Source organism: Cupriavidus sp. 01L45, assembly GCF_056399885.1.
In genome coordinates this window covers 21681-43613 of record NZ_JBFTSG010000032.1, presented here as the reverse complement: position 1 = coordinate 43613, position 21933 = coordinate 21681, and the positions used below count along the sequence as shown (strand labels likewise).

Annotated in this window: 19 protein-coding genes and 1 tRNA gene; 13 read left to right on the top strand and 7 right to left on the bottom strand. The window is 65.5% G+C overall.

Annotation, left to right across the window (positions count from 1 at the left end):
- Window positions 1-229: 229 nt before the first annotated feature.
- From AC1DT6_RS21805 to AC1DT6_RS21785, 5 genes are all read left to right on the top strand, one after another.
- Complete coding sequence (locus AC1DT6_RS21805; RefSeq protein ID WP_477103196.1) at window positions 230-886, top strand: hypothetical protein; 657 nt, start codon at window positions 230-232, stop codon at window positions 884-886.
- 289 nt (window positions 887-1175) lie between these two features.
- A complete protein-coding gene (locus tag AC1DT6_RS21800) occupies window positions 1176-1556 on the top strand; it encodes a helix-turn-helix domain-containing protein (protein WP_441634896.1) in 381 nt (126 codons plus the stop codon).
- Between the two features lie 162 nt (window positions 1557-1718).
- Window positions 1719-2162, top strand: a complete 444-nt coding sequence (locus tag AC1DT6_RS21795; protein ID WP_035870991.1) for a cupin domain-containing protein — start codon at window positions 1719-1721, stop codon at window positions 2160-2162.
- Between the two features lie 282 nt (window positions 2163-2444).
- Entirely contained in the window at window positions 2445-2678 is a 234-nt protein-coding gene (locus tag AC1DT6_RS21790) for a hypothetical protein (protein ID WP_441634898.1), read from the top strand.
- A 575-nt stretch (window positions 2679-3253) separates the two neighbouring features.
- Window positions 3254-3466 carry a GDCCVxC domain-containing (seleno)protein gene (locus AC1DT6_RS21785; RefSeq protein ID WP_441634900.1) on the top strand — a complete coding sequence of 71 codons (213 nt, stop codon included), beginning with the start codon at window positions 3254-3256 and terminating at the stop codon, window positions 3464-3466.
- 522 nt (window positions 3467-3988) lie between these two features.
- On the opposite strand, the gene AC1DT6_RS21780 is transcribed toward AC1DT6_RS21785, so the two are convergent.
- The 5 genes from AC1DT6_RS21780 to AC1DT6_RS21760 all read right to left on the bottom strand — a co-directional run bounded on the left by AC1DT6_RS21780 (window position 3989) and on the right by AC1DT6_RS21760 (window position 8462).
- Window positions 3989-4075, bottom strand: a tRNA-Leu gene (locus AC1DT6_RS21780).
- A 255-nt stretch (window positions 4076-4330) separates the two neighbouring features.
- Window positions 4331-5650, bottom strand: coding sequence for an MFS transporter (locus AC1DT6_RS21775; RefSeq protein ID WP_441633625.1), 1320 nt, complete (start codon window positions 5648-5650; stop codon window positions 4331-4333).
- A 70-nt stretch (window positions 5651-5720) separates the two neighbouring features.
- Window positions 5721-7055: an amidase gene (locus tag AC1DT6_RS21770; RefSeq protein ID WP_477103205.1), complete on the bottom strand. Its 1335-nt coding sequence runs from the start codon at window positions 7053-7055 to the stop codon at window positions 5721-5723.
- Window positions 7052-7729, bottom strand: coding sequence for a DUF2848 domain-containing protein (locus tag AC1DT6_RS21765; protein WP_441634042.1), 678 nt, complete (start codon window positions 7727-7729; stop codon window positions 7052-7054). Before AC1DT6_RS21765 ends, AC1DT6_RS21770 begins: the two co-directional genes overlap by 4 nt.
- Window positions 7730-7763: 34 nt before the next feature.
- On the bottom strand, window positions 7764-8462 hold the full coding sequence (locus tag AC1DT6_RS21760; protein WP_045241692.1) for a GntR family transcriptional regulator: 699 nt from the start codon (window positions 8460-8462) through the stop codon (window positions 7764-7766).
- Window positions 8463-8861: 399 nt separating this feature from the next.
- Between AC1DT6_RS21760 and AC1DT6_RS21755 the strand changes: the two genes are divergently transcribed.
- Window positions 8862-9701 carry an IclR family transcriptional regulator gene (locus tag AC1DT6_RS21755; RefSeq protein WP_441634040.1) on the top strand — a complete coding sequence of 280 codons (840 nt, stop codon included), beginning with the start codon at window positions 8862-8864 and terminating at the stop codon, window positions 9699-9701.
- Window positions 9702-9732: 31 nt separating this feature from the next.
- Here the strand turns inward: AC1DT6_RS21755 and AC1DT6_RS21750 are convergent, their stop codons facing one another.
- Window positions 9733-10980, bottom strand: coding sequence for a Zn-dependent hydrolase (locus AC1DT6_RS21750; protein WP_441634038.1), 1248 nt, complete (start codon window positions 10978-10980; stop codon window positions 9733-9735).
- Between the two features lie 324 nt (window positions 10981-11304).
- Between AC1DT6_RS21750 and AC1DT6_RS21745 the strand changes: the two genes are divergently transcribed.
- From AC1DT6_RS21745 to AC1DT6_RS21715, 7 genes are all read left to right on the top strand, one after another.
- Window positions 11305-12882 carry an ABC transporter substrate-binding protein gene (locus tag AC1DT6_RS21745; RefSeq protein ID WP_441634046.1) on the top strand — a complete coding sequence of 526 codons (1578 nt, stop codon included), beginning with the start codon at window positions 11305-11307 and terminating at the stop codon, window positions 12880-12882.
- Between the two features lie 144 nt (window positions 12883-13026).
- A complete protein-coding gene (locus AC1DT6_RS21740; protein ID WP_441634036.1) occupies window positions 13027-13977 on the top strand; it encodes an ABC transporter permease in 951 nt (316 codons plus the stop codon).
- A 38-nt stretch (window positions 13978-14015) separates the two neighbouring features.
- On the top strand, window positions 14016-14900 hold the full coding sequence (locus AC1DT6_RS21735; protein ID WP_441634034.1) for an ABC transporter permease: 885 nt from the start codon (window positions 14016-14018) through the stop codon (window positions 14898-14900).
- A 4-nt stretch (window positions 14901-14904) separates the two neighbouring features.
- Window positions 14905-15978, top strand: coding sequence for an ABC transporter ATP-binding protein (locus tag AC1DT6_RS21730; protein ID WP_441634032.1), 1074 nt, complete (start codon window positions 14905-14907; stop codon window positions 15976-15978).
- Window positions 15979-16033: 55 nt separating this feature from the next.
- Window positions 16034-17017, top strand: a complete 984-nt coding sequence (locus AC1DT6_RS21725) for an ABC transporter ATP-binding protein (protein WP_441634044.1) — start codon at window positions 16034-16036, stop codon at window positions 17015-17017.
- A gap of 111 nt (window positions 17018-17128) precedes the next feature.
- A complete protein-coding gene (locus AC1DT6_RS21720) occupies window positions 17129-18319 on the top strand; it encodes an amidase (protein ID WP_441634030.1) in 1191 nt (396 codons plus the stop codon).
- A 33-nt stretch (window positions 18320-18352) separates the two neighbouring features.
- Window positions 18353-18763: a DUF3830 family protein gene (locus tag AC1DT6_RS21715; RefSeq protein ID WP_035871016.1), complete on the top strand. Its 411-nt coding sequence runs from the start codon at window positions 18353-18355 to the stop codon at window positions 18761-18763.
- A gap of 53 nt (window positions 18764-18816) precedes the next feature.
- On the opposite strand, the gene AC1DT6_RS21710 is transcribed toward AC1DT6_RS21715, so the two are convergent.
- Window positions 18817-21930 (bottom strand): efflux RND transporter permease subunit, encoded by a 3114-nt coding sequence (locus tag AC1DT6_RS21710; protein WP_441634029.1) that lies wholly within the window; start codon window positions 21928-21930, stop codon window positions 18817-18819.
- Between the last annotated feature and the right edge of the window lie 3 nt (window positions 21931-21933).

The following is a 21933-nucleotide window of genomic DNA, read 5'->3' as shown; positions in this document are numbered from 1 at the left end:
CGGCTTCCGTGGATCGAGGACCTGGACTCGCGGCCGGCAAGTCATGATGGTTACCAAGAAGACTTGTCTTTATATTTACCTTTGGGTAAATTATCGGCGTTAACTTGAAGCGGTATCAGAACCCCGGCATTTCCATACCCAACGCCGGGCTGCATCGCGAGCGCCAGGGCTTGTGTCCGCGCCGGTCCGGCCTGGTTGCGCCCATCGGGGCGACCCCGTATGCCCGGCCATGGAAGTCACGGCCTGGCACCGCGCCCGCCCGGTCACGCCGCATTGCGCCACGGCGCCAAATCCGCGCACCGACCTCGTTGACCTCAAGCACCCACAGGCGAACGACCACGACAAAGGAAACCTCATGCTTATCGGACTTTGCGGCCGTCCCGGCTCCGGTCGAGACCTCGTCACCAGCTACCTGACTTCCGCGAACCACGCCTTCCTGACCGTCACGTTCGACGCCCCGCTGCGCCATATGATCCAGGCCTGCGCCGGCATCAACGACGCGCAGTTCGACGCGGCAAGGCGCAATGATGTCGTTCCCACGCTAGGGAAATCGCCGGTACAGTTGCTAAACGCCCTTCGCGAGTCCTGGATCCGTGCCCGCATGGATCCGGAAGTGCTGGTCAATCACTGTGCCGACGCGCTGGACCAGCTCGCCGGCTGCGATGTGGTGGTACCCGACGTCGCCATCCATGCCGAGGCCGAGTTCATTCATGCGCGCGGCGGCCGGCTGATCCGGCTCGTTTCGGAGCACGGGTACGGCGTTGAACCATTGATCCGGCCACAACTGTTCGACTTCCAACTGCGTGTCAGCGACAAACCCTCCGGCTTGTATGAGGAGCTGGATGCGATCGTGGGCAAAGAGGTGTTCGCGGAGGCTGGCGCGTGAAAGCCCAGCCCTGTCCCGCGTTGGCGCCGGAACCGCCAGCCAACTTTATTCGCAATTCGGTTAGCGCCTAGCTAACATGAAAGCGCAAGCAATCGCATTCAACAGGTAAGCGGCGCAGGCTCCCAACCCCGCCCGGGCATGTTGCGATCAGCAATCCACGCCGGGCTCCGGCGCACCGGCAGTCGACACGGCTGCCGCCTCCGTCCTGAGACTGGCGAGTGCGGTATCAGATCCAGCACGGCCCGATCGTGCTCGACGCGCCGGCCGTGCTCCTCTGGAGGTGCCAATCATGGTCAAGATTCAATTCATCGAACGCGACGGCCACCCCGAGTTCGCGGTGGTGCCCATTGAGGTGTGGGAGCGCATCAAGCACCGGACCGGAGAGTGGGACGATGGCACGCTGCCCGGCCACGCCGAGGCGCGGGAAGACGGCTTTCGGATTCCCGCCGCCATACTGGACGCCGAACTCGCCGGCGACAACCCGATCAAGGCCTGGCGCGAATACCGCCGGATGACCCAGGACGCGCTGGCAACCGCCGCGGGACTCAGCAAGCCCTATCTCAGCCAGATTGAGAACCGCAAGCGCGATGGAAGCGTGGAAGTGTTCCAGAGCCTGGCAGAGGCACTGCACGTGCCGCTGGATGTGTTGGTTGGGCGGGAGGGAAAATGAAACGCGCCCTCCAGCCGGCTCCACATTGCCGTTAGCCCGCATAGGAGATTGAGGCAATCGCGCTGGCCGTCACCGACGCCACCGATGGCAACTTCTGGACTCCGTCCAGTCCACTGACTATAACCGGTTCGGGGCTGAATCCGGTCCAAAGGAGGCGCAACCATGAAGCCGCAACCGTTTGTCGTAACACCGAGCGCCTATCCTCGTGCGCTCGATGTGGTGGGCGAGAAGATTACGATACTGGCATCAAATGCCGCCACGCAAGGCTATGAGATTTTCTTGCAGCAAGGCGATGAAGGCACCGGACCGCCACCGCACAGCCATGACTGGGACGAATCCTTCTACGTGGTCAAAGGCAGTGTCGAAATCAGCTACGGCGGCAATACCCTGGCCGCCACGGCTGGCACGCTCGTTCACTTGCCCGCAGGCACGATTCACAGCTTTCACTTTGGCCCGGGCGGCGGCGAAATGATTTCGGTCACCGGCCAAACCGGGCACGCGACGCGTCTCTTCACCGCAATCGACCAGGAAATTCCTCCGGGGCCGCCGGACGTCCCGAAATTGATCGCGATTGCGGAGAAATGCGGTGTGACGGTTGCGGGCTGATGGGCATGGGCGATCCGATGCCGGGGCGGGTCAATCACCTAGAGTCCCCCACCAACCGTTGGTCTCCTTGCCAGCACCACCCCGACCGGCACCTTAATCAGCACAACCGTCAGATTGCTACCGTACCCCGGGCCTTCACGACGAAGATTTTCAGTATTGTTGTGCAATGAGCAACTATGCGTTTCGCAAACTAGGGTTTATAGCCATAGGGCAAACCCCTATCATGCAGCCTGTTGCGGAGTCCCCAAATTTTGGCGGCTCGATGTCCCCTTTCAATTCATCATGAATATCCAACGTTTCGTTCTGATTGCCGCCACTGTCGCTCTGACCGGTGCCCTGTCCGCTGCTTTTGCATTGGCCAAGGCTGGCGAGTTCGATGTGCGCACTGATGGCGCACGGGCCGGCAGCTCCGACACGTACGCCGATGGCACAAGGGCCGACACGTTCGAAACGTTCCCGGATGGCGCAAGGTCCGGCGGGTATATGTCTTCGTCTTCTTACGGCGCTCCGTTGTAACCAGGAGATTTCGCCGGACTCCCCACTTCTGATGAAGGTGACAGCTTGGTTGTCACCTTTTTTCATTGAGCTCGGCGATCGACTGGGCAGGTAGCGCTTCGCCATCAACCGCGCCCGCGGCCCCTAGTTCTCCAGATCCGTCAGCCGCTTCGCCTGCACCACCTGTGAGTGGTAAACACTGAGCCGCAAACTTCCACGACGACGGCCAGCACGGTGCACGGTATCGAGACACGGCACATTGAGAAGATGATGTGGACAGCCGACGCCGCCGCGGCTCTTTATACACGCAACGCACGCAAGTCGGACGATGCCCTATGGCGCTGTCCTCCCGGCGCGCCTACAACGGAAGCACCGCCCCACAGGACCAACCATGGCACCGAGCGCGCCGGCGCCGAAGCTGGCCGACCTCTCCCCCAATGTGCTGTCAGAACGGAAAGCCGTTCCGCGCGCAGATGGCTGGCCTTTCGGGTTCACGTACAAATAAGTACCCCAGTCCGTTTGTTTTCCCCCTCCGCCGCCGCCACGTGGTGGCCGTTGCGTTTGGCGACGAGAGGCGGTGCGATTGTGAGGACCCGATGCGTGCCGTCATTCTTGAATCCGTACTGACCTGCCCGCACTGCGGCTTTGCCAAGCAGGAAACCATGCCAACGGACGCCTGCCAGTTCTTCTACGAGTGCAGCCACTGCAAGGCGCTCCTGCGGCCCAACTCCGGCGACTGCTGCGTATTCTGCTCATTCGGTTCGGTCAAGTGCCCGCCAATTCAGCAACAACGCGGGTGCTGTGGATAGAGATTGGCGGAAGATTCTTGCGGGCCGTGCCGCCGGCCGAACTGCTGTATGTCCAAGACGTCGACGATGGGAATGACCATATGACAATGCGCTGGCTTCTCGATAGCGTAAACGGGAATCTCGAATTGGACCCCACCGACCTCAAAAGCCTCGTGCGTCGGCAGCGCGTACAAGTCGATTGCCTGACACACGGCCGTAGCCAGGTTCGTCTCACCAACCACGGGCGCAGTTTTCTGGACACCATCGCCAAGAGGTGCTGAACGGCGGGCCTTCTGCCTTCACCTTCATCTGTGCGCATCACCCGCATGCGGACTTCGTAAAGTGTGCCATTTCGTGGGACCGAACGTGGGGCCACTATGGGACCGGAGCGCCGACAATAAGTGAAAGGGCAATGTGCAGAGTGCAATGAGGCGATTGCTTCAAATCGCCTGCCAGGCCTTACGTAGCTTAGCTTTGCGTGTTGATACGGTGCGGAAATACGGGAAATAAAGTGAGGCGTACGAGTGATGCAAAAGAGGACTGTGGTGCGAGGGAGGGGACTCGAACCCCTACACCATTGCTGGCGTCAGGACCTAAACCTGGTGCGTCTACCAATTTCGCCACCCTCGCAGTCCCTGCGGCGTGCATCCCTGGCGGGAGGCCGCTGTGCTCGTTGATTTGCAGGCGGGCCAGGCAGCGATGGGGGTGATCACAAAGCACAAAAGCAAACAGGCGGCTGAAACTGCCCGCCTGGCTTTGTGTTACCCGTGCTGCCGGCGCACTTTGCGCATGCAGCGCAACGAGGCAGCGGATTCTAGCGCAAAGCGCCGCGGGAATCCAGCCCCCTCGTGCTACCTAAGGCATCCGGCTGGCCGTCGCCTCCGTTCAGCGCCTGGTTTTGATAAACGCCAGCACAAGCACGGTGGCGCCCGCCTCGAGCGCTGCGACAAAGTACAAGCCCGCCGAGAGCTGCCCGGTACTGGTCTTGAACCACCCGATCATGTACGGCGCAACGAAGCCTGCCAGGTTGCCGATCGAGTTGATCAGGGCAATCCCGCCGGCTGCGGCGGTACCGGCCAGGAAGGCTGAGGGCAACGACCAGAACACCGGGAAAGCCGCCAGGATGCCGATGGAGGCAATGGTCAGCGCAATCAGCGCCAGTACCGCGCTGTGCAGCCACATGCCGGTCAGGACCAGTCCGGCAGCGGCCATCAGCGTGGCCAGCGCGCAGTGCAGGCGGCGTTCGCCGGTGCGGTCGGAGTGGATGCCGTTCCAGACCATGGCAAGCGTGCCAGCGATGAAGGGAATGGCGGAGACCAGGCCGATCTGCAGGTTGCCTTGTACGCCTAGCTCTTTGATGATGGATGGCGACCAGAAGGCGATGGTGGCGTTGCCGCTGACCACGCAGAAGTAGATGGCGGCGCAGATCCAAACGCGCGAGTTGGTGAAGGCGGCGCGCAGGGAGGAGTGCTTGGCGGGGTCGCGGTTTTCGGCTTCGATCTCGCGGGTGACGAGGTCGCGTTCGCTGGCGGTGAGCCATTTGGCGCCGATGGGCTTTTCGGGCAGGTACATCAGCACGGCGATGCCGGCGAGTACGGAGGGGATGCCTTCGATGACGAACAGCCATTGCCAGTTGGCAAGGCCGTCGACGCCTTCCATGCTGCTCATGATGAAGCCGGCCAGCGGGCCACCGATGACGCCAGCGATGGCGAAGGAGGTCATGAACAGGCCGTTGATGCGTGCGCGGCGCTGGGCCGGAAACCAGTAGGTCAGGTAGAGCACGACGCCGGGGAAGAAGCCGGCTTCGAATACGCCCAGCAGGAATCGCAGGGCGTAGAACTGCATCGGCGTCTTGACGAAGATCATCGCCATGGAGGCGAAGCCCCACAGGATGGTGATGCGGGCGAGCGTGCGGCGCGCGCCGATCTTTTCCAGCAGCAGGTTGCTGGGGACCTCAAACAGGAAGTAGCCGATGAAGAAGATGCCGGCGCCGAAGCCGTACACGGCTTCGCTGAATTGCAGGTCTTGCAGCATCTGCAGCTTGGCAAAGCCGACGTTGACGCGGTCAATCCAGGCGAGCACGAACAGGAAGACGAGGAAGGGGATCAGCCGTACCGCGATCTTGCGGTAGGCTTCATTGCGCTCGGCCGGGGTGTGGGCCGGGTTCTCCACGGCGACAGGGGCGCCGGTCATCACGGAAGACATCGGTGGTACTCCTTGGGTGTTGATTGACGGGGCCGCGCTGCTTGGTCGCGGCCCTCGGTTTTTTGCCTGCTTACCGCAACGCGGCTTCGATGGCGCCGGCTACCTGCAGCACGCGCGCGTCGCTTCCGTTCAGGCCGCCTACGCTCAGGCCAATGCCCTGCCCTGCCGCCAGCAACGGCAGCGATACCGCACAGCCGTCGAGGAAATTGAGCACGCTGGGGTTGCGCAGCACCAGGCCGTTGGTGGCGAAGAAGGCTTCGTCGCTTTCCAGCGCGTCCAGGCGCGGCGGGCGTACTGCCACGGTGGGCATCAGCCAGGAGTCGGCTTCGCGCAGCAGGCCGGCGGCGCGGGCCTGCATGGCGCGGCGTTCGGCCAGCAGTTCGATGTAGTCGGCCGCGCCAAGCTGTTCGCCGCGGCGGATGCGCATGGCGACGCGCTGGTCGTAGTCGTTGCCGCGCTCGGCCAGCAGTTGCTTGTGCCAGTGCCACGCTTCGGCCGCGGTCAGGCCGCCGCCGGCGTTGATCTGCGGCAGGCGCTTGAGTTCGGGGAAGTCGAACGGGATGATCCGCGCACCGAGCCGCGACAGCGTGGCCAGCGTTGCGTCGAAGGCTTGCGCCACCTCGGCGTCGAGGCCGTCGCAAACGAAATCGCGCGTCACCAGCAGGCGCAACCCTGCCAGCGGCGCTGGCCGGCTGTCCAGCGTTTCGCCGCTGACGATGGCGTCGAAGGCCGCGCAGCAGGCAACCGAGCGTGCCAGCGGGCCGGCCGAGTCGAGCGAGGTCGACAATGGCACGGCGCCGGCCAGCGGCACCCGGCTTGCGGTTGGCTTGAAGCCGGTCAGACCGCAGAACGCGCTGGGGATGCGGATGGAGCCGCCGGTATCTGTGCCGAGCGCGGCCACGGCCATGTCGAGTGCCACGCTGACCGCGCCACCCGACGTGGAGCCGCCAGCGATGCGCGCTTCGTCGAAGGGCGTGCGCGGCGTGCCGTAGTGCGGGTTCAGGCCGAGCCCGGAGAACGCGAACTCGCTCATGTTGGTGCGCCCGATCAGCACGGCGCCGGCAGCGCGCAGGCGTGCCACCACGGGTGCGTCGGCGCTCGCGGGGGCGCCGGCCAGCGCTTTCGAGCCAGCGCGGGTTACCTGTCCTTGCACGTCGAACAGGTCCTTGATGGAGATCGGCAGCCCGGCGAGCGGCGATGCCACCAGCCCCGCGGCGCGGGCCTGGTCGGCTGCGCGGGCCGCGGCGAGCGCGCCAGCGGCGTCGACTTCAAGGAACGCGGCGCCGCCGCCGTTGCGGTGGGCGTCGATACGGGCCAGAGCCTGCTCGGTCAGCGCAACGCTGGTGGTGCGGCCGGCAGCCAGATCGGCGGCGAGCGCGGCGATGGTTGGCAGCGCGGCGCTCATGGCGCCACCGCCAGGCATTCCACCCGATAGACATGGCGCAGCGTGCGCTTGCGTACCGGATCATGCAGTTCCACTTCGAAGGCTTCGCCGCTGCCCAGTTCGCCGATCACGGCTTGCGTGCCGCAGAACATGGCGGTGCCAGCCGGCAGCTTGTCTTCGCCGGTCAGGCGCCGGATCAGGTCGCGCGGGTCGAGCAGGCGCGTTACCAGGCCTTCCTGATAGAGCTCGCGCTGACCGTTGCGAGTGCGCCAGCAGCGCATCTGCAACTGGTCCCAGTGCGCTGCCACGTCGGCGAAGCGCCAGAGTTCGGTACCCAGGGGCTTGGCGCACATCTGCTTGGAGACGGTGACGTCGTAGGCTTCGACCTTGCGGTCGGTGTGGTCGGAGCCTACGCCGATGTACATCTCGTCCTTGGCCGCAAGCAGCACGAATTCGATTTCACCGGAGGAATCCTCGCGCGGCACTTCGAGCAGCGCGTCGGTGGTCAGCAGCGAGGCGGCCAGCGGGTAGAAGCAAGGCACGGTGGTGGGCGGCTTGACGCCGATCTCTTCGAGCTCGCGGATGTGATGGTTGACGGCGTCGGCGTCGCGGCCAGTCCAGCCGGCGATGATGAGGCGCTGGATATCGAGGACGAGTTCGCCCTCGCCGGCTACCTGGAAGTGAAGTGTCGGCATTGCTTACTACCTTATCTATTGCGGAGAAAATCGGTCAGATGGTCCGGATGATGTTCTTCCGGAATTCGTCAATGTGTTCGCGGATGGCCTCGCGCACCGCCGGTACGTCGCGCCGCTCGAGGGCGTCGATGATCACCCGGTGCTCCTGGTAGACGTTTTCCAGGTGCTGCGGGTCGGATAGCGAGAGAAACCAGAAGCGCGCCTGCTTCTCATGCAGGCTGCGCAGCAGGTCGGCCAGCACGCGATTGCGCGAGGCGGCCGACATGGCGGTATGGAATTTGAGGTCGAGCGCGGCGAGGCCGGCGATGTCGCGCCGCGCGATCAGGTCGGGAGAGCGGTCGACGATCTCGCGCATGGCCTTGAGATCGCTCTCGTGGGCGCGCTCGCATGCCAGCGTGGCGCACAGCACTTCGTTGGTGGCGCGCACTTCGATCATGTCGAGCACTTCATTGAGCGACAGCGGCGATACCAGCACGCCCTTGCGCGGCATGATCGACACCAGCCCTTCCACTTCCAGCCGGTGCAGCGCCTGATGCACCGGCGTGCGGCCCAATCCGAGCAAGGCCGCGACCTGCGCCTCGTTCAACGGCTCGCCCGGCCGGAACTCGCAGGAAATGATGCGCCGCTTGATCTCGGCATAGGCATGCTCGCGCATCGCGGCGCCGGTCGCTGCCCGCGATGGCGGATCCGCATTGTGATCAGCGCCGCCAACCAGCCGGATCGGGTTCGACATGATGGTTCCTGCGTGTTGAAGTTGTTGTGATACTAGTCTGATATTTCACTGAGCGTCAACCCGTGTGGGCTGCGGGTAAACACTGAAAACTGCGGCACCCGCATGGGCTGCCTTGTCATATTCTTGCGTCATCGCCCACCACGCTTCCAGTCTCATATCGTCAGGAAAGCCTTACCGGGCAATGGTTCCCGGCAAATCCCGGAGATGCGTGCGGCGGAAATCCGGCAGTTTTAGCGGGGCCGCTATTCCCAACGAAAGCCGGGCCGAATATCATTGATGGCAATCCATAGAATCGATAATCGATACAGTTGTATATTGGTGCAATATGCATTCATCGTGGTGCAGGCTCCCAGCGATGGTGCCGCCACGATCGGTACGACGACGACGCGGAACCCGAACATGACCCGGCAAGACAAGCAGGAACCCAGCAACGGATCGCCAGCCACCCCGGAAGAAAGCGGCGAAGAAGCCACTCGCGCGGACCCACTGTTCAACCAGTCGCTGGAGAAAGGCCTGGATGTCCTGCGGGCCTTCAGCGCGGTGCATCGCACGCTCACCCTGGCCGAACTGGCCAGCCTGACCGGCATGACCAAGAGCTCCGCGCAACGCACCGTGCATACGCTGGAGACGTTGGGCTATGTGGCCAAGCACCCGCAGACGCGGCGCTTCCGGCTGACGCCCAAGGTGATGGAGATCGGCTACAACTATCTGTCCGCGGATGCGTTGATCCAGGCCGCCAGCCCTTACCTGTCGCAGCTCGCCAACGCCAGCGGCGAGACCGCCAACCTGACCGAGCCGGTCGGGCTGGAGATGGTCTACGTGGCGCAGCTGATGACGTCGAAATACATCCCGGTGCTGACGCCCGTCGGCATGCGCATTCCCATGTACTGCACCAGCAGCGGCCGCGCGTATCTCAGCACCCTGCCCGACGAGCAGGTCATGGCGATGCTGGAGAATTCGGCGCGCGTGGCGCGCACGCCGGCCACGCTGACCGATGTGGCGGCGATCTTCGAGACAGTGGTGGCTTGCCGCAGGGTGGGCTATGCCTGCAACAACGAGGAGCTGTTCCTGGGCGATATGGGCGTGGGCGCGGCCATCGTCAACAGCCAGGGGCAGGCGGTGGGCGCGGTGCATGTATCGCCGCCCGCTAGCCGCTGGAGCATGGCCGAGGCGCAGAAGAAGCTGGCGCCGATGGTGATCGAATGCGCGTGGGCGATCTCGCGTTCGATCGCCCACTGAGATTGACGCGCGGCGGCGCGGGCGGCGCGCCTTAGCGCGCGTGCTCCAGCATCGCTTGCAGCAGCACGTTCGCCCCGGCCTCGATATGCTCGGGCAGCGCATCTTCCAGCTCGTTGTGGCTGATGCCGTCCTTGCACGGCACGAAGATCATGCCAGTGGGCGCACGCTGCGCCACGTAGACGGCATCATGCCCCGCCCCGCTGACCACATCCATATGCGGCAGGCCCAGCGCGGCGGCGGCGCGGCGCACGCTGTCCACGCATTCTGGCGCGAACGCGCACGGCTCGAACTTCACCACCTGGCGGATCTCCACGCTCACCGCGCCGCGTTCAGCGATCTCCGCGAACGTGGTCCGCATGGCTGCGTCCATACGGTCCAGCCCCGCCTGCGACAGATTGCGGAAGTCCACCGAGAAATCCACCCGCCCGGGAATCACGTTGCGTGAGTTCGGCGTGACCTGCACATAGCCCACCGTGCCGCGCCCGTGCGGCGCCTCGGCCACGGCGATGCGATTGACCTCGTCGATCATGCGCGCCGCCGCCAGCATGGCGTCGTGGCGCAGCGCCAGCGGCGTGGGGCCGGCGTGGGCGTCCATGCCGGTCACGGCCACGTCATACCATTGCTGGCCGAGCGCGCCGGAGACCACGCCGATCGGCAGCCCGGCGGCTTCCAGCACGGGCCCCTGCTCGATGTGCGCCTCGAAGTAGGCTGCGAACATGCCGCCCGGCACCTCGCCCACGGGCTGCTCGCCGCGATAGCCGATCTGCTCCAGTGCCTCGCCTACGCTGATGCCGTCCAGGTCGTGCTGGGCGCGTATGAACTCCGCGCCGAACACGCCGGCAAAGGCGCCCGAACCCATCATCACCGGCGTAAAGCGGGTGCCCTCTTCGTTGGTCCAGAACGCCAGTTCCAGCGGCGCGCGGGTGACGATGCCCTGGTCGTTGAGCGTGCGCATTACCTCCAGGCCCGCCAGCACGCCGAAGTTGCCGTCGAACTTGCCGCCGGAGGGCTGGGTGTCGATATGGCTGCCGGTTGCCACCGCACGCGCATCGGGATCGCTGCCCGCGCGGCGCGCGAACACGTTGCCGACCTCGTCGGTACGCACGGCGAGCCCCGCTTCGCGGCACCAGCCGACCACCAGGTCGCGGCCCTGGCGATCCAGCTCGGTCAGGGCGATGCGGCACACGCCGCCCTTGGGCGTGGCGCCGATCTGCGCCAGGTCCATCAGCGATTGCCACAGGCGTGCTGCGTTGATGCGGGGAAGGTATTGCTGGTCCATGTCGGGAAGCCGGTTGGTTGGGAGACAGGCAGGGATCTCAGCAAAAAGCAGGCCATAGGCGATGCGAGTCCTCTGGTCCATGTTTCATACATGGCTAACGATGGAGAGGCCGCGCTGTACCGGCGGCCAGGATGGAAGCGGCACGAAACGCAACTGGCATGTGACTTGCTTGATTGCCTTCGTCTTCCCTTCCCCCACCCAGGAGCTTTGCCCGTGACCGTCTTTTCTTCCGACTCCGTAAGAAGCGTGAAACCCGGCCTGAAAACCTTCGCTGCCGCCGCTGCCATTGCCTCCGTCTCCCTGCTTGCGTTGCCAGGCACGGCGATGGCCGAGAAGGTGCTGCGCATCGGCATGACCGCCGCTGACATCCCGCGCACGCTGGGCCAGCCCGACCAGGGCTTCGAAGGCAACCGCTTTACCGGCATCCCGATGTACGACGGGCTGACCCAGTGGGATCTCTCGAAGGGCAACGGCCCGAGCCTGCTGATTGCCGACCTGGCCACGGAATGGAAAGTCGATACCAAGGACAAGACCAGGTGGGTCTTCAAGCTGCGCCCCGGCGTGAAGTTCCACGACGGCTCGCCGTTCAATGCGGATGCCGTGGTGTGGAACGTGGGCAAGGTGCTCGACAAGACCGCCAGGCAGTTCGATCCCAGCCAGGTCGGCGTGACCGCCTCGCGCATGCCCACCTTGCGTTCAGCCAGGAAGATCGACGACATGACCATTGAGCTGATCACCTCGGAGCCTGACTCCTTCCTGCCGTACAACCTGAGCAACCTGTTCATGGCTTCGCCCACGCAATGGGAGAAGAAGCTCGCCGCGGTACCGGCCTCGGTGACGGATCCGGCGGAGCGTTCCAAGCAAGCGTGGGTAGCCTTCGCCGCCGACGCCTCGGGCACCGGCCCGTTCAAGATGAGCCGTTTCGTGCCGCGCGAGCGGCTGGAACTGGTGAAGAACGCGCAGTACTGGGACGCCAGGCGTGTGCCCAGGATCGACAAGGTGGTGATGCAGCCGATGCCCGAGGCCAATGCGCGCACCGCCGCCCTGTTGTCTGGCCAGGTCGACTGGATCGAGGCGCCGGCACCGGATGCGGTGGCACAGATCAAGAGCCGCGGCTTCGAGGTCTACGCCAACGCGCAACCGCATATGTGGCCGTGGCAGCTGTCGTTCGCGCCCGGATCGCCCTGGCTCGACAAGCGCGTGCGGCAAGCCGCCAACCTGTGTGTCAACCGTTCCGGCCTGAAGACGCTGCTGGGCGGCTATATGGCCGAGGCCAAGGGCATTGTCGAACCGGGCAACCCGTGGTGGGGCAATCCCAAATTCGATATCAAGTACGACGCCGACGCCGCGCGCAAGCTGATGCAGGAAGCGGGCTACTCCGCCGCCAAGCCGCTCAAGGTGAAGGTGCAGGTCTCGGCTTCGGGCTCGGGCCAGATGCAGCCGCTGCCGATGAACGAGTACGTGCAGCAGAACCTGAAGGAGTGCTTCATCGACGTCGACTTCGACGTGGTCGAATGGAACACGCTCTTCACCAACTGGCGCATCGGCGCCAAGGACCCGAGCGCGCACGGCGCCAACGCGGTCAACGTGAGCTTTGCGGCGATGGACCCGTTCTTCGCCATGGTCCGCTTTGTCAGCACCAAGACGCAGCCGCCGGTCTCGAACAACTGGGGCTACTTCGGCAACGCGGAGTTCGACAAGCTGATCGAAACCGCGCGCACCTCGTTTGACGACAAGGGGCGCGACGCGGCGCTGGCCAGGCTGCATGCGCGCATCGTGGAAGAAGCGCCTTTCGTGCTGATCGCGCATGACGTCGGCCCGCGCGCCATCTCCAGGAAGATCAAGGGCGTGGTGCAGCCGCAGAGCTGGTTTATCGACATCGCCACCATGTCGATGGACTAAGCAGCGCATTGCGCGGCTCGCGTGCGAGGCCGGTCCCGGGCCGGCCACGCACAGCGCAATCAAGAGAATGTCCGGCCGGCACGCATCGGCCAGGCACCCCGCAAACCACGGCAGGCGCCCGCGCCTGCCTTCCCGGCCACGATCATGTTCTACCTGCTCCGCCGCTTCATCTATGCGATCCCCATCCTGCTAGGGGTCGCCCTGCTCTGCTTCTCGCTGGTCCATATCGCGCCGGGCGACCCGCTGGTGTCGGTGCTGCCGCCCGATGCTTCCGAGGACCTGCGCCGCCAGCTCACCGCGCTGTATGGCTTCGATAAGCCCTTTCTCGAACAATTCCTGCACTGGCTCACCCGCGCGCTGCATGGGGACCTCGGCACCTCCATCGCCACCAACCGCCCGGTGATGAGCGAAGTGATGACGGCGGTGATCAACTCGGTCCGGCTCGCCACGGTGGCCACGCTGATCGGTTTTACCTTCGGCTGCCTGTTCGGCTTCGTGGCCGGCTACTTCCGGGATTCCGCCGCGGATCGCACCGCCTCCTTCCTGTCCGTGTTCGGCGTGAGCATGCCGCACTACTGGCTGGGCATGGTGCTGGTGATCGTGTTCTCGGTCTTCCTCGGCTGGCTGCCCGCCACGGGAGCGGGCCCGGGTGGTTCCGGCGACTGGGCGTGGGACTGGGAACATATCCAGTACATGGTGCTGCCGGCCGTGACGATGTCGGTGATCCCGATGGGCATCGTGGCCCGCACCATCCGCGCGCTCGTTGCGGAAATCCTCTCCAATGAATTCATCGTCGGCCTGAAGGCGCGCGGCCTGTCGGAGCTGGCGGTGTTCCGCCATGTGCTGAAGAACGTGGCGCCTACCGCGCTGTCGGTGATGGGCCTGCAACTCGGCTACCTGCTGGGCGGCTCCATCCTGATCGAGACCGTGTTCTCCTGGCCCGGCACGGGTTTCCTGCTCAACTCGGCGATCTTCCAGCGCGACTTCCCGCTGTTGCAGGGGACCATCCTCGTGCTCGCCGTGTTCTTCGTGCTGCTGAACCTGCTGGTCGATGCGCTGCAAACCCTGTTCGACCCGCGCATCCAGCGCAACTGACGCCGTAACTGACGCCATCAAGGAAACCGGGAGTCCCCATGGAAATAACTTTGACGAAGCCCGCGCTGCCTGTCGTGCAGCGTTCGCCAGGCTACTGGACCACCGTAGGCCGGCGCCTGCTGCGCAACAAGCTGGCCATGCTGGCCGCGCTGATCCTGCTGGCGCTGGTGCTGATGGCGATCTTCGCGCCAGTGCTGATGCCGGCGGATCCCTACGCCGCTTCCATCCTCAAGCGCCTCAAGCCCGTCGGCACCGAGCACTACCTGCTTGGCACCGACGAACTCGGGCGCGACATGCTGTCCCGCCTGATGCTGGGCGCCCGCCTGTCACTGTTCATGGGCATCACGCCGGTGCTGATCGCCTTCGTGGTCGGCAGCGCGCTGGGCATCGTGGCGGGCTACGCCGGCGGCTGGACCAATACCGTGATCATGCGGCTGGTCGACATCCTGTACGCCTTCCCCTCGGTGCTGCTGGCCATCGCGCTGTCGGGCACGCTGGGCGCGGGCGTGGGGAATGCGTTGTTGTCGCTGACCATCGTGTTCGTGCCGCAGATCGTGCGCGTGGCGGAAAGCGTGACCACGCAGGTACGCAACCGCGAGTTCGTCGACGCGGCGCGCGCCTCGGGTGCGTCGTCGCTGACCATCGTGCGCGCCCATGTGCTCAACAACGTGCTGGGCCCGATCTTTGTCTATGCCACCAGCCTGATCTCGGTCTCGATGATCCTGGCCTCGGGCCTGTCCTTCCTGGGCCTTGGCGTCAAGCCCCCCGAGCCGGAATGGGGCCTGATGCTCAACACGCTGCGCACGGCGATCTATACGCAGCCGTGGGTCGCCGCCCTGCCCGGCGCGATGATCTTCCTGACCTCGATCTCCTTCAACCTGCTCGCCGACGGCATCCGCTCGGCGATGGAAATCAAGGACTGATGCCATGACCGATGCCATGACCGATACCCTGCTCAATGCCGATGTGGGCGGCCCGGCGCAGCCGCTGGTGATCGCGCGCGACCTGATCAAGCACTTTCCGCTCAAATCGAAGCTTCCCTGGCAGCGCGGCGGCGAGGTTCGCGCCGTCGATGGCGTCAGCTTCGAAGTCAGGAAGGGAGAGACGCTGGGCGTGGTCGGTGAATCCGGCTGCGGCAAGTCCACCACCGCGCGGCTGCTGATGCAGCTGATCGAGCAAAACAGGGGCGAGCTGATCTTCGATGCGCTGGGCGTCGGATCGGCCCAGTTGCCCATGAAGCGCTACCGCAGCCAGGTACAGATGGTCTTCCAGGACAGCTACTCCTCGCTCAACCCGCGCCTGACGATCGAGGAATCCATTGCCTTTACGGCGCGCGTGCACGGCATCAGCGCCGCCGAAGCCACCGCGCGTGCCCGCGCCCTGCTGGATCGCGTGGGCCTGGAGCCGACGCGCTTCGCCGGACGCTATCCGCACGAGTTGTCCGGCGGGCAGCGCCAGCGCGTGAACATCGCGCGCGCGCTGGTACTGCGCCCGCGCCTGGTGATCCTCGACGAAGCCGTGTCGGCACTCGACAAATCGGTGGAAGCGCAGGTGCTGAACCTGCTGCTCGACCTCAAGGCCGAGTTTGACCTCACCTATGTCTTTATCAGCCACGACCTGAACGTGATCCGCTACCTGTGCGACCGCGTGATGGTGATGTACCTGGGCAAGGTGGTGGAGGTGGGCGATACCGAGACCCTGTACGCCAACCCATCGCATCCCTACACCCGCGCGCTGCTGGCCTCGATGCCGGCAATGGATCCGGACCGCCGCACGCTGGTCGCGCCGCTGGCGGGCGATCCGCCCAACCCGATCAACCCGCCGTCCGGCTGCAGCTTCCATCCACGCTGCGCCATGGCCGAGGACGTGTGCTCGCGCCGCGCGCCGGTACTGTCGGATGCGCTGGCCGGGCATCCCGTGGCCTGCCTGATGGCCAACGCCGACGGCGGCCACAGCCGGCATCTGCCGGCGGCCGCCGGTCCGCTCGCTGCAACGATTTGAGGGCCTCATCGTGACTGCATCCAACCCCACTCCAGAACCGCAAACTGCCGCGCCCATGGTATCGGTGCGCGATTTGCGCGTCACCTTCTCCGGCGGCGGCAAGACCATCCGCGCCGTCAACGGCGTATCGCTGGAAGTTGCGCCGGGCGAGGCACTCGCCCTGATCGGCGAATCCGGCTCGGGCAAGAGCGTGACGCTGCGTGCGCTGATGCGGCTGCATCCGCCGCGCCGCGCCCGCATGGAAGGCGAGATCCGCATCAACGGCGCCAACGTCACCGCGCTGGATTCGCGCGGGCTGGCCCGCCTGCGCGGCGGCACCGTTGCGATGGTGTTCCAGGAGCCCCTGCTGGCGCTGGACCCCGTCTACACGGTTGGCCAGCAGATCATCGAATGCATTCGCACCCATGCCCGCGTGTCCGCCGCCGAAGCGCGCCAGCGCGCCCTGCGGGCGCTGGAGGCGGTGCGCATTCCCAGCCCGGAGCGGCGGCTGGCGGCTTATCCGCACGAGATGTCGGGCGGCATGCGCCAGCGCGCCATGATCGCGCTGGCGCTGTCGGCCAACCCGAAGGTGCTGCTGGCCGACGAGCCCACTACCGCGCTGGACGCCACCGTGCAGATCCAGGTGCTGATCCTGCTGCGGGAACTGCAGCGCGAGCTGGGCTTGTCGATCGTGTTCGTCACCCATGACATCGGCGCGGCGGTGGAGATCGCCGACCGCGTGGCCGTCATGTACGGTGGGCGCATTGTCGAGGAAGGCCCGATCCGCACCATCCTGCGGGCCGCGCGCCATCCCTACACCATGGCACTGCTGCAAAGCCGCCAGCACGGCATGGACCGGGGCCAGCGGCTGCAGACCATTGCCGGTTCGCCGCCCGACCTGTCCGCCTTGCCGCCCGGCTGCAGCTTCGCCCCGCGTTGCCCGCAGGCGCGTGCGCAATGCCTGCAGGCGGTGCCGCAGAGCGTCGCGCTGGGCGGTGGTCATCGCGTAAGCTGCGTACTGGCCGCCGAGCCAGTTGCCATCGCGCAGGCCGTGGCTTGAGCCGTGCGCTCCGTTCAAGAGCGCACGGTCACAAGTTGCATGCTTTGCCCGCCGTGCAGTCCGTGCCAATATCACCTTTACTGATTGCTTCCCACACCGCTAACCGCATCCATGAACCTGGCCAGCCATCCCTCCCACGCCTTCCTTCCCTACCCGGCAGCGCCGGTCGCCAACGCCGCGAGCGGGCCGCTCGCCGGCCTCACCTTTGCCGCCAAGGACTTGTTCGACGTGGCCGGCTACCCCACCGGCGGGGGCAACCCCCATGTGCTGGCGATGTCGGGCATCAAGACCGCCACCGCCCCAACCGTGCAGCGCCTGCTTGACGCCGGCGCCGCCTTCGTCGGCAAGACCCACACCGATGAACTGGCGTTCTCGATGAACGGGAAGAATGCCCACTACGGCGCGCCGGTCAACGGCGCGGCACCGGGACGCATCACCGGCGGCTCGTCGTCGGGCTCGGCCTCGGCGGTATCCAACGGGCTATGCGACTTCGCGCTAGGCACCGACACCGGCGGCTCGGTGCGCGCCCCGGCCAGCCATTGCGGACTGTTCGGCATCCGCCCCACGCACGGCCGCATCTCGCTCGCGCAATGCCTGGCCCTGTGTGACAGTTTCGATACCTGCGGCTTCTTCGCCCGCGATATCGGCACCTTTGCGCGCGTGGCCGGCGTGCTGCTCGGGGACGATGCAAGGCCGCTGCCCGCCAGCCCGCGCCTGCTGCTCGCCGAAGACCTGTTCCGCATGCCCACCCCTGCCGCGCTGGACGCGCTGCTACCGGTGGTCGGCGGCATCGAGGCCGCCTTCGGCAAAGCCACCCCCGTCACGGTCGCGGATCGCGCGCTGGAAGATATCTGGTGGGCCTTCCGCTACGTGCAGGGCTGGGAAGCCTGGCAAACCGACGGCGCCATGATCGAACAGTACGGCCTGCAGCTCGGCGCGGACGTGGCCGCACGATTTGCCTTCTCCAAGAGCGTCACGGCCTCGCAGTTCGAAGCATCCAGTGCCATCCGCCGCGCCTTCACCGCCCACCTCGCGGCGCTGCTCGGCAACGACGGCATCCTGATCCTGCCGACCATGCCGGACATCGCGCCCCTGTCGGACGCCGCTGGCGAAGAACTGGAAACCTACCGCAACCGCTCCGCCCAGACCCTCTGCCTGGCGCCCCTGTCCGGCTTTCCCCACCTGAGCCTGCCTCTGGCCGGCCGCGCCGGCGCACCGCTCGGCGTCTCGCTGATGGGCCCCGCCGGCAGCGACCGCAGCCTGATTGCATTTGCAGAAAAGCTGGTGATGGCACTAAGCTGAACCACTGCCCCGATTCCCCCAAGGAGAGCCAGAATGGCCCGAATCCGTATCACCGCCGGCGGTTACCAGTTTGTCGCCGAAACCAATCCCGATGCCCCACAGACCGTGGCGGCCTTCACCAAGTTGCTGCCCTACCGGCAAAAGCTGATCCACGTCCGCTGGAGCGGCGAAGGCTGCTGGATTCCGCTGGGCGAATTCAAGCTGGGCGTGGACTTCGAGAACCACACCAGCCACCCGTCGGTGGGCGACATCCTGTTCTACCCCGGCGGCTACAGCGAAACCGAGATCATCCTGGCGTACGGCAGTTGCTGCTTCGCCAGCAAGATGGGGCAACTGGCGGGCAACCATTTCCTGACGATCGTGGAAGGCAAGGAGAACCTGCGCGCGCTGGGCACCAAGGTGCTGTGGGAAGGGGCGCAGGATGTGAGTTTTGAATTGATGTAAGGCGCGATGCGTACTCGGCGGCGCCAGCCGTCCGAGCACGATCCCGGGCATGTTCAGCGCGCCAGGACTGCCGCGCCCGCTTCCGGCGCCTTCACCCGGAACCACGCCGCATACAGCGCCGGCAGGAACAGCAGCGTCAACGCCGTGGCAATCACCAGCCCGCCCATGATCGCCACCGCCATCGGCCCCCAGAACACCGAGCGCGACAACGGGATCATGGCCAGCACGGCGGCCGCGGCGGTCAGGATGATCGGGCGGCAGCGGCGCACGGCCGACTCGACGATGGCTTCCCAGACCGGCGCGCCGGCGCTGATGTCCTGCTCGATCTGGTCGACCAGGATCACCGAGTTGCGGATGATCATGCCCAGCAGCGCGGTGATGCCAAGCTGCGCCACAAAGCCCATCGGCGCGCTCAGCAGCAGCAGCGTGGCGGCCGCCCCGATCAGCCCCAGCGGCCCGGTCAGGAACACCATCAGCGAGCGCGAAAAGCTGTGCAACTGCAGCATCAGCAGCGTGAAGATGATGAAGATGCACAGCGGCAGCTGCGCGGCAATCGACGCGCCAGCCTTGCCGCTTTCCTCTTCCGCCCCGGCCACGGTGATGCGGTAGCCCGCCGGCAGCGTGGCGCGCAGCTTGTCCAGCTTGGGATTGATCTGCGCCGTCACGGTGGGGCCCTGGATGCCTTCGACCACATCGGACTGCACGGTCACGCCGAAGTCGCGGTTCTCGCGCCAGATCACGCCAGGCTCGGAGCGGAAAGCGATGCGCGCGACCTGGGTCAACGGCACCACGCGGCCGCTGGCGGTGGGTACCTGCATGTTCTGCAGGTCGGACATGGCGTCGCGTTCGTTGCGCGGCGCGCGCATCAGGATGTCGATCAGCTTGTCGCCATCGCGATACTGCCCCACGGCCACGCCGCTCAGCACGGTCTGCGTCACGCGCGCGATGGCGGTGGTGCTGACGCCGAGCGCGCGTGCCTTGTCCTGGTCGATATCCAGGCGCAGCACCTTGACGCTCTCGTTCCAGTTGTCATTGACGCCCAGCGTATTCGGGTTGGCGCTCATCACGGCCTTGACTTCGTCGGCCAGCTTGCGCACGCCGGCGGCATCCGGCCCGATGACCCGGAACTGCACCGGATAAGGTACCGGCGGCCCGTTCGGCAATAGCTTGACGCGTCCGCGCAACTGCGGGAAATCGCTCGCCAGCAGGCTGACGACGCGCTGCCGCACGCGGTCGCGCAGTGCCACCCCGGCCGGCATCACGATCACCTGCGCCACATTGGTCTGCGGAAAGATCTGGTCGAGGGGCAGGTAGAAGCGCGGCGCGCCGCTGCCCACGAATGTGGTCAGGCTGGCGATCTCGCGGTCCCCGCGCAGCGCGGCCTCGAAGCGTTTGGCCTCGGCCTCGGTCTGCGCAAAGCTGGTGCCCTCGGGCATCCACAATTCCACCATCAGCTCCGGCCGGCTCGAATCCGGGAAGAACTGTTTCTCGACGAACTTGAAGGCGTACAGGCCAAGGCCGAAGGCCACCAGGGTGATGACGATCACCGTCTTGCGCCAGGTCACGCACCAGTTCACCAACTGGCGGAAGCGGTTGTAGAACGGCGTGTCGAACACCTCATGCTGCTCGCCCTCGCCGGCCGGCCGGGACTTGAGCAGCAGGTAGCCCAGGTAGGGCGTGAAGTAGACAGCGGCCAGCCACGACAGCACCAGCGCCATCGCGGTCACGGCAAAGATGGCGAAGGTGTACTCGCCCACGGTCGAACGCGCCAGCCCCACTGGCAGGAAGCCTGCGGCGGTGATCAGCGTGCCGGTCAGCATCGGCATCGCGGTGGAGGTGTAGGCGAAGGTGGCCGCCTCCATCTTGGAGAAGCCTTCCTCCAGCTTGCGCACCATCATCTCCACCGCGATGATGGCGTCGTCGACCAGCAGCCCGAGCGCCACGATCAGTGCCCCGAGCGATATCTTGTGCAGCCCGATGCCGAACATGTTCATGAAGAGGAACGTGACGGCGAGCACCAGCGGAATGGTCAGCGCCACCACCAGCCCCGGCCGCACATCCAGCCGCAGCGGCCTGGTATGCAGGCCGAGCGAGACAAAGCTCACGCCCAGCACGATCACCACCGCTTCGATCAACACATGCACGAACTCGCCAACCGAGCGCTCGACCGCGTCGGGCTGGTTCTGCACCTGATCCAGCTCGATGCCGACCGGCAACTGCCCGCGCAAGCCATCCGTCGCGGCGCGCAGGTTCTTGCCCAGCGCGATGATGTCGCCGCCCTTCTCCATCGAGATGCCCAGCCCGATCACTTCCTTGCCCTGGAAGCGCATCTTGCTCGCCGGCGGATCGACATAGCCGCGGTAGACGTGGGCGATATCGCCCAGGCGGATGTTGGCGGTGCCGTTGGGGCCGCGCAGCACCAGGTTTTCCAGGTCGGCCACCTTGGCGAACTGTCCCGACAGGCGCACCTGCAGGTTGTCGCCGGGCGTCACCAGCACGCCGCTGGCGGTCATGCTGTTCTGCTGGGAGATCTGGTCCGCGATTGCATTGATGTCCAGGCCGAGCTGGGCAAAGCGTGCCTGGTTGAATTCGATATAGACCTTCTCGTCCTGCAGCCCGATCAGCGCGACCTTGGCTACCGACGGCACGCGCAGCAGTTGCTGGCGCACCAGGTCGGCGTATTCGCGCAGTTCCTTGTAGTTGAAGCCATCGGCGGACAGCGCGTAGATCGAGCCGTACACGTCGCCGAACTCGTCGTTGAAGAATGGCCCGCGCACGCCCGGCGGCAGCGTCTGCGCGATGTCGCCGACCTTCTTGCGCACCGTGTACCAGATCTGCGCGGTGTCCTTTGCCGGCGCGGTGTCCTTGAGCTGGAAGATCACCGTGGTCTCGCCGGGCTTGGAGAAGCTGCGGATCTTGTCGGCGTAGGGCACCTCCTGCAACTGGCGCTCGATCTTGTCGGTGACCTGCACCGCGATCTGCTCGGCGGTGGCGCCAGGCCAGAACGCCTGCACCACCATTACCCGGAAGGTGAAGGGCGGGTCTTCGTCCTGGCCGAGCTGGAAGAACGCGAAGAGCCCGCCCAGCAGCAGCACCACCAGCAGGTAACGGGTCAGCGGCTGGTGCTCCAGGGCCCAGCGGGAGAGATTGAAACGGGAATGGTCCATGCT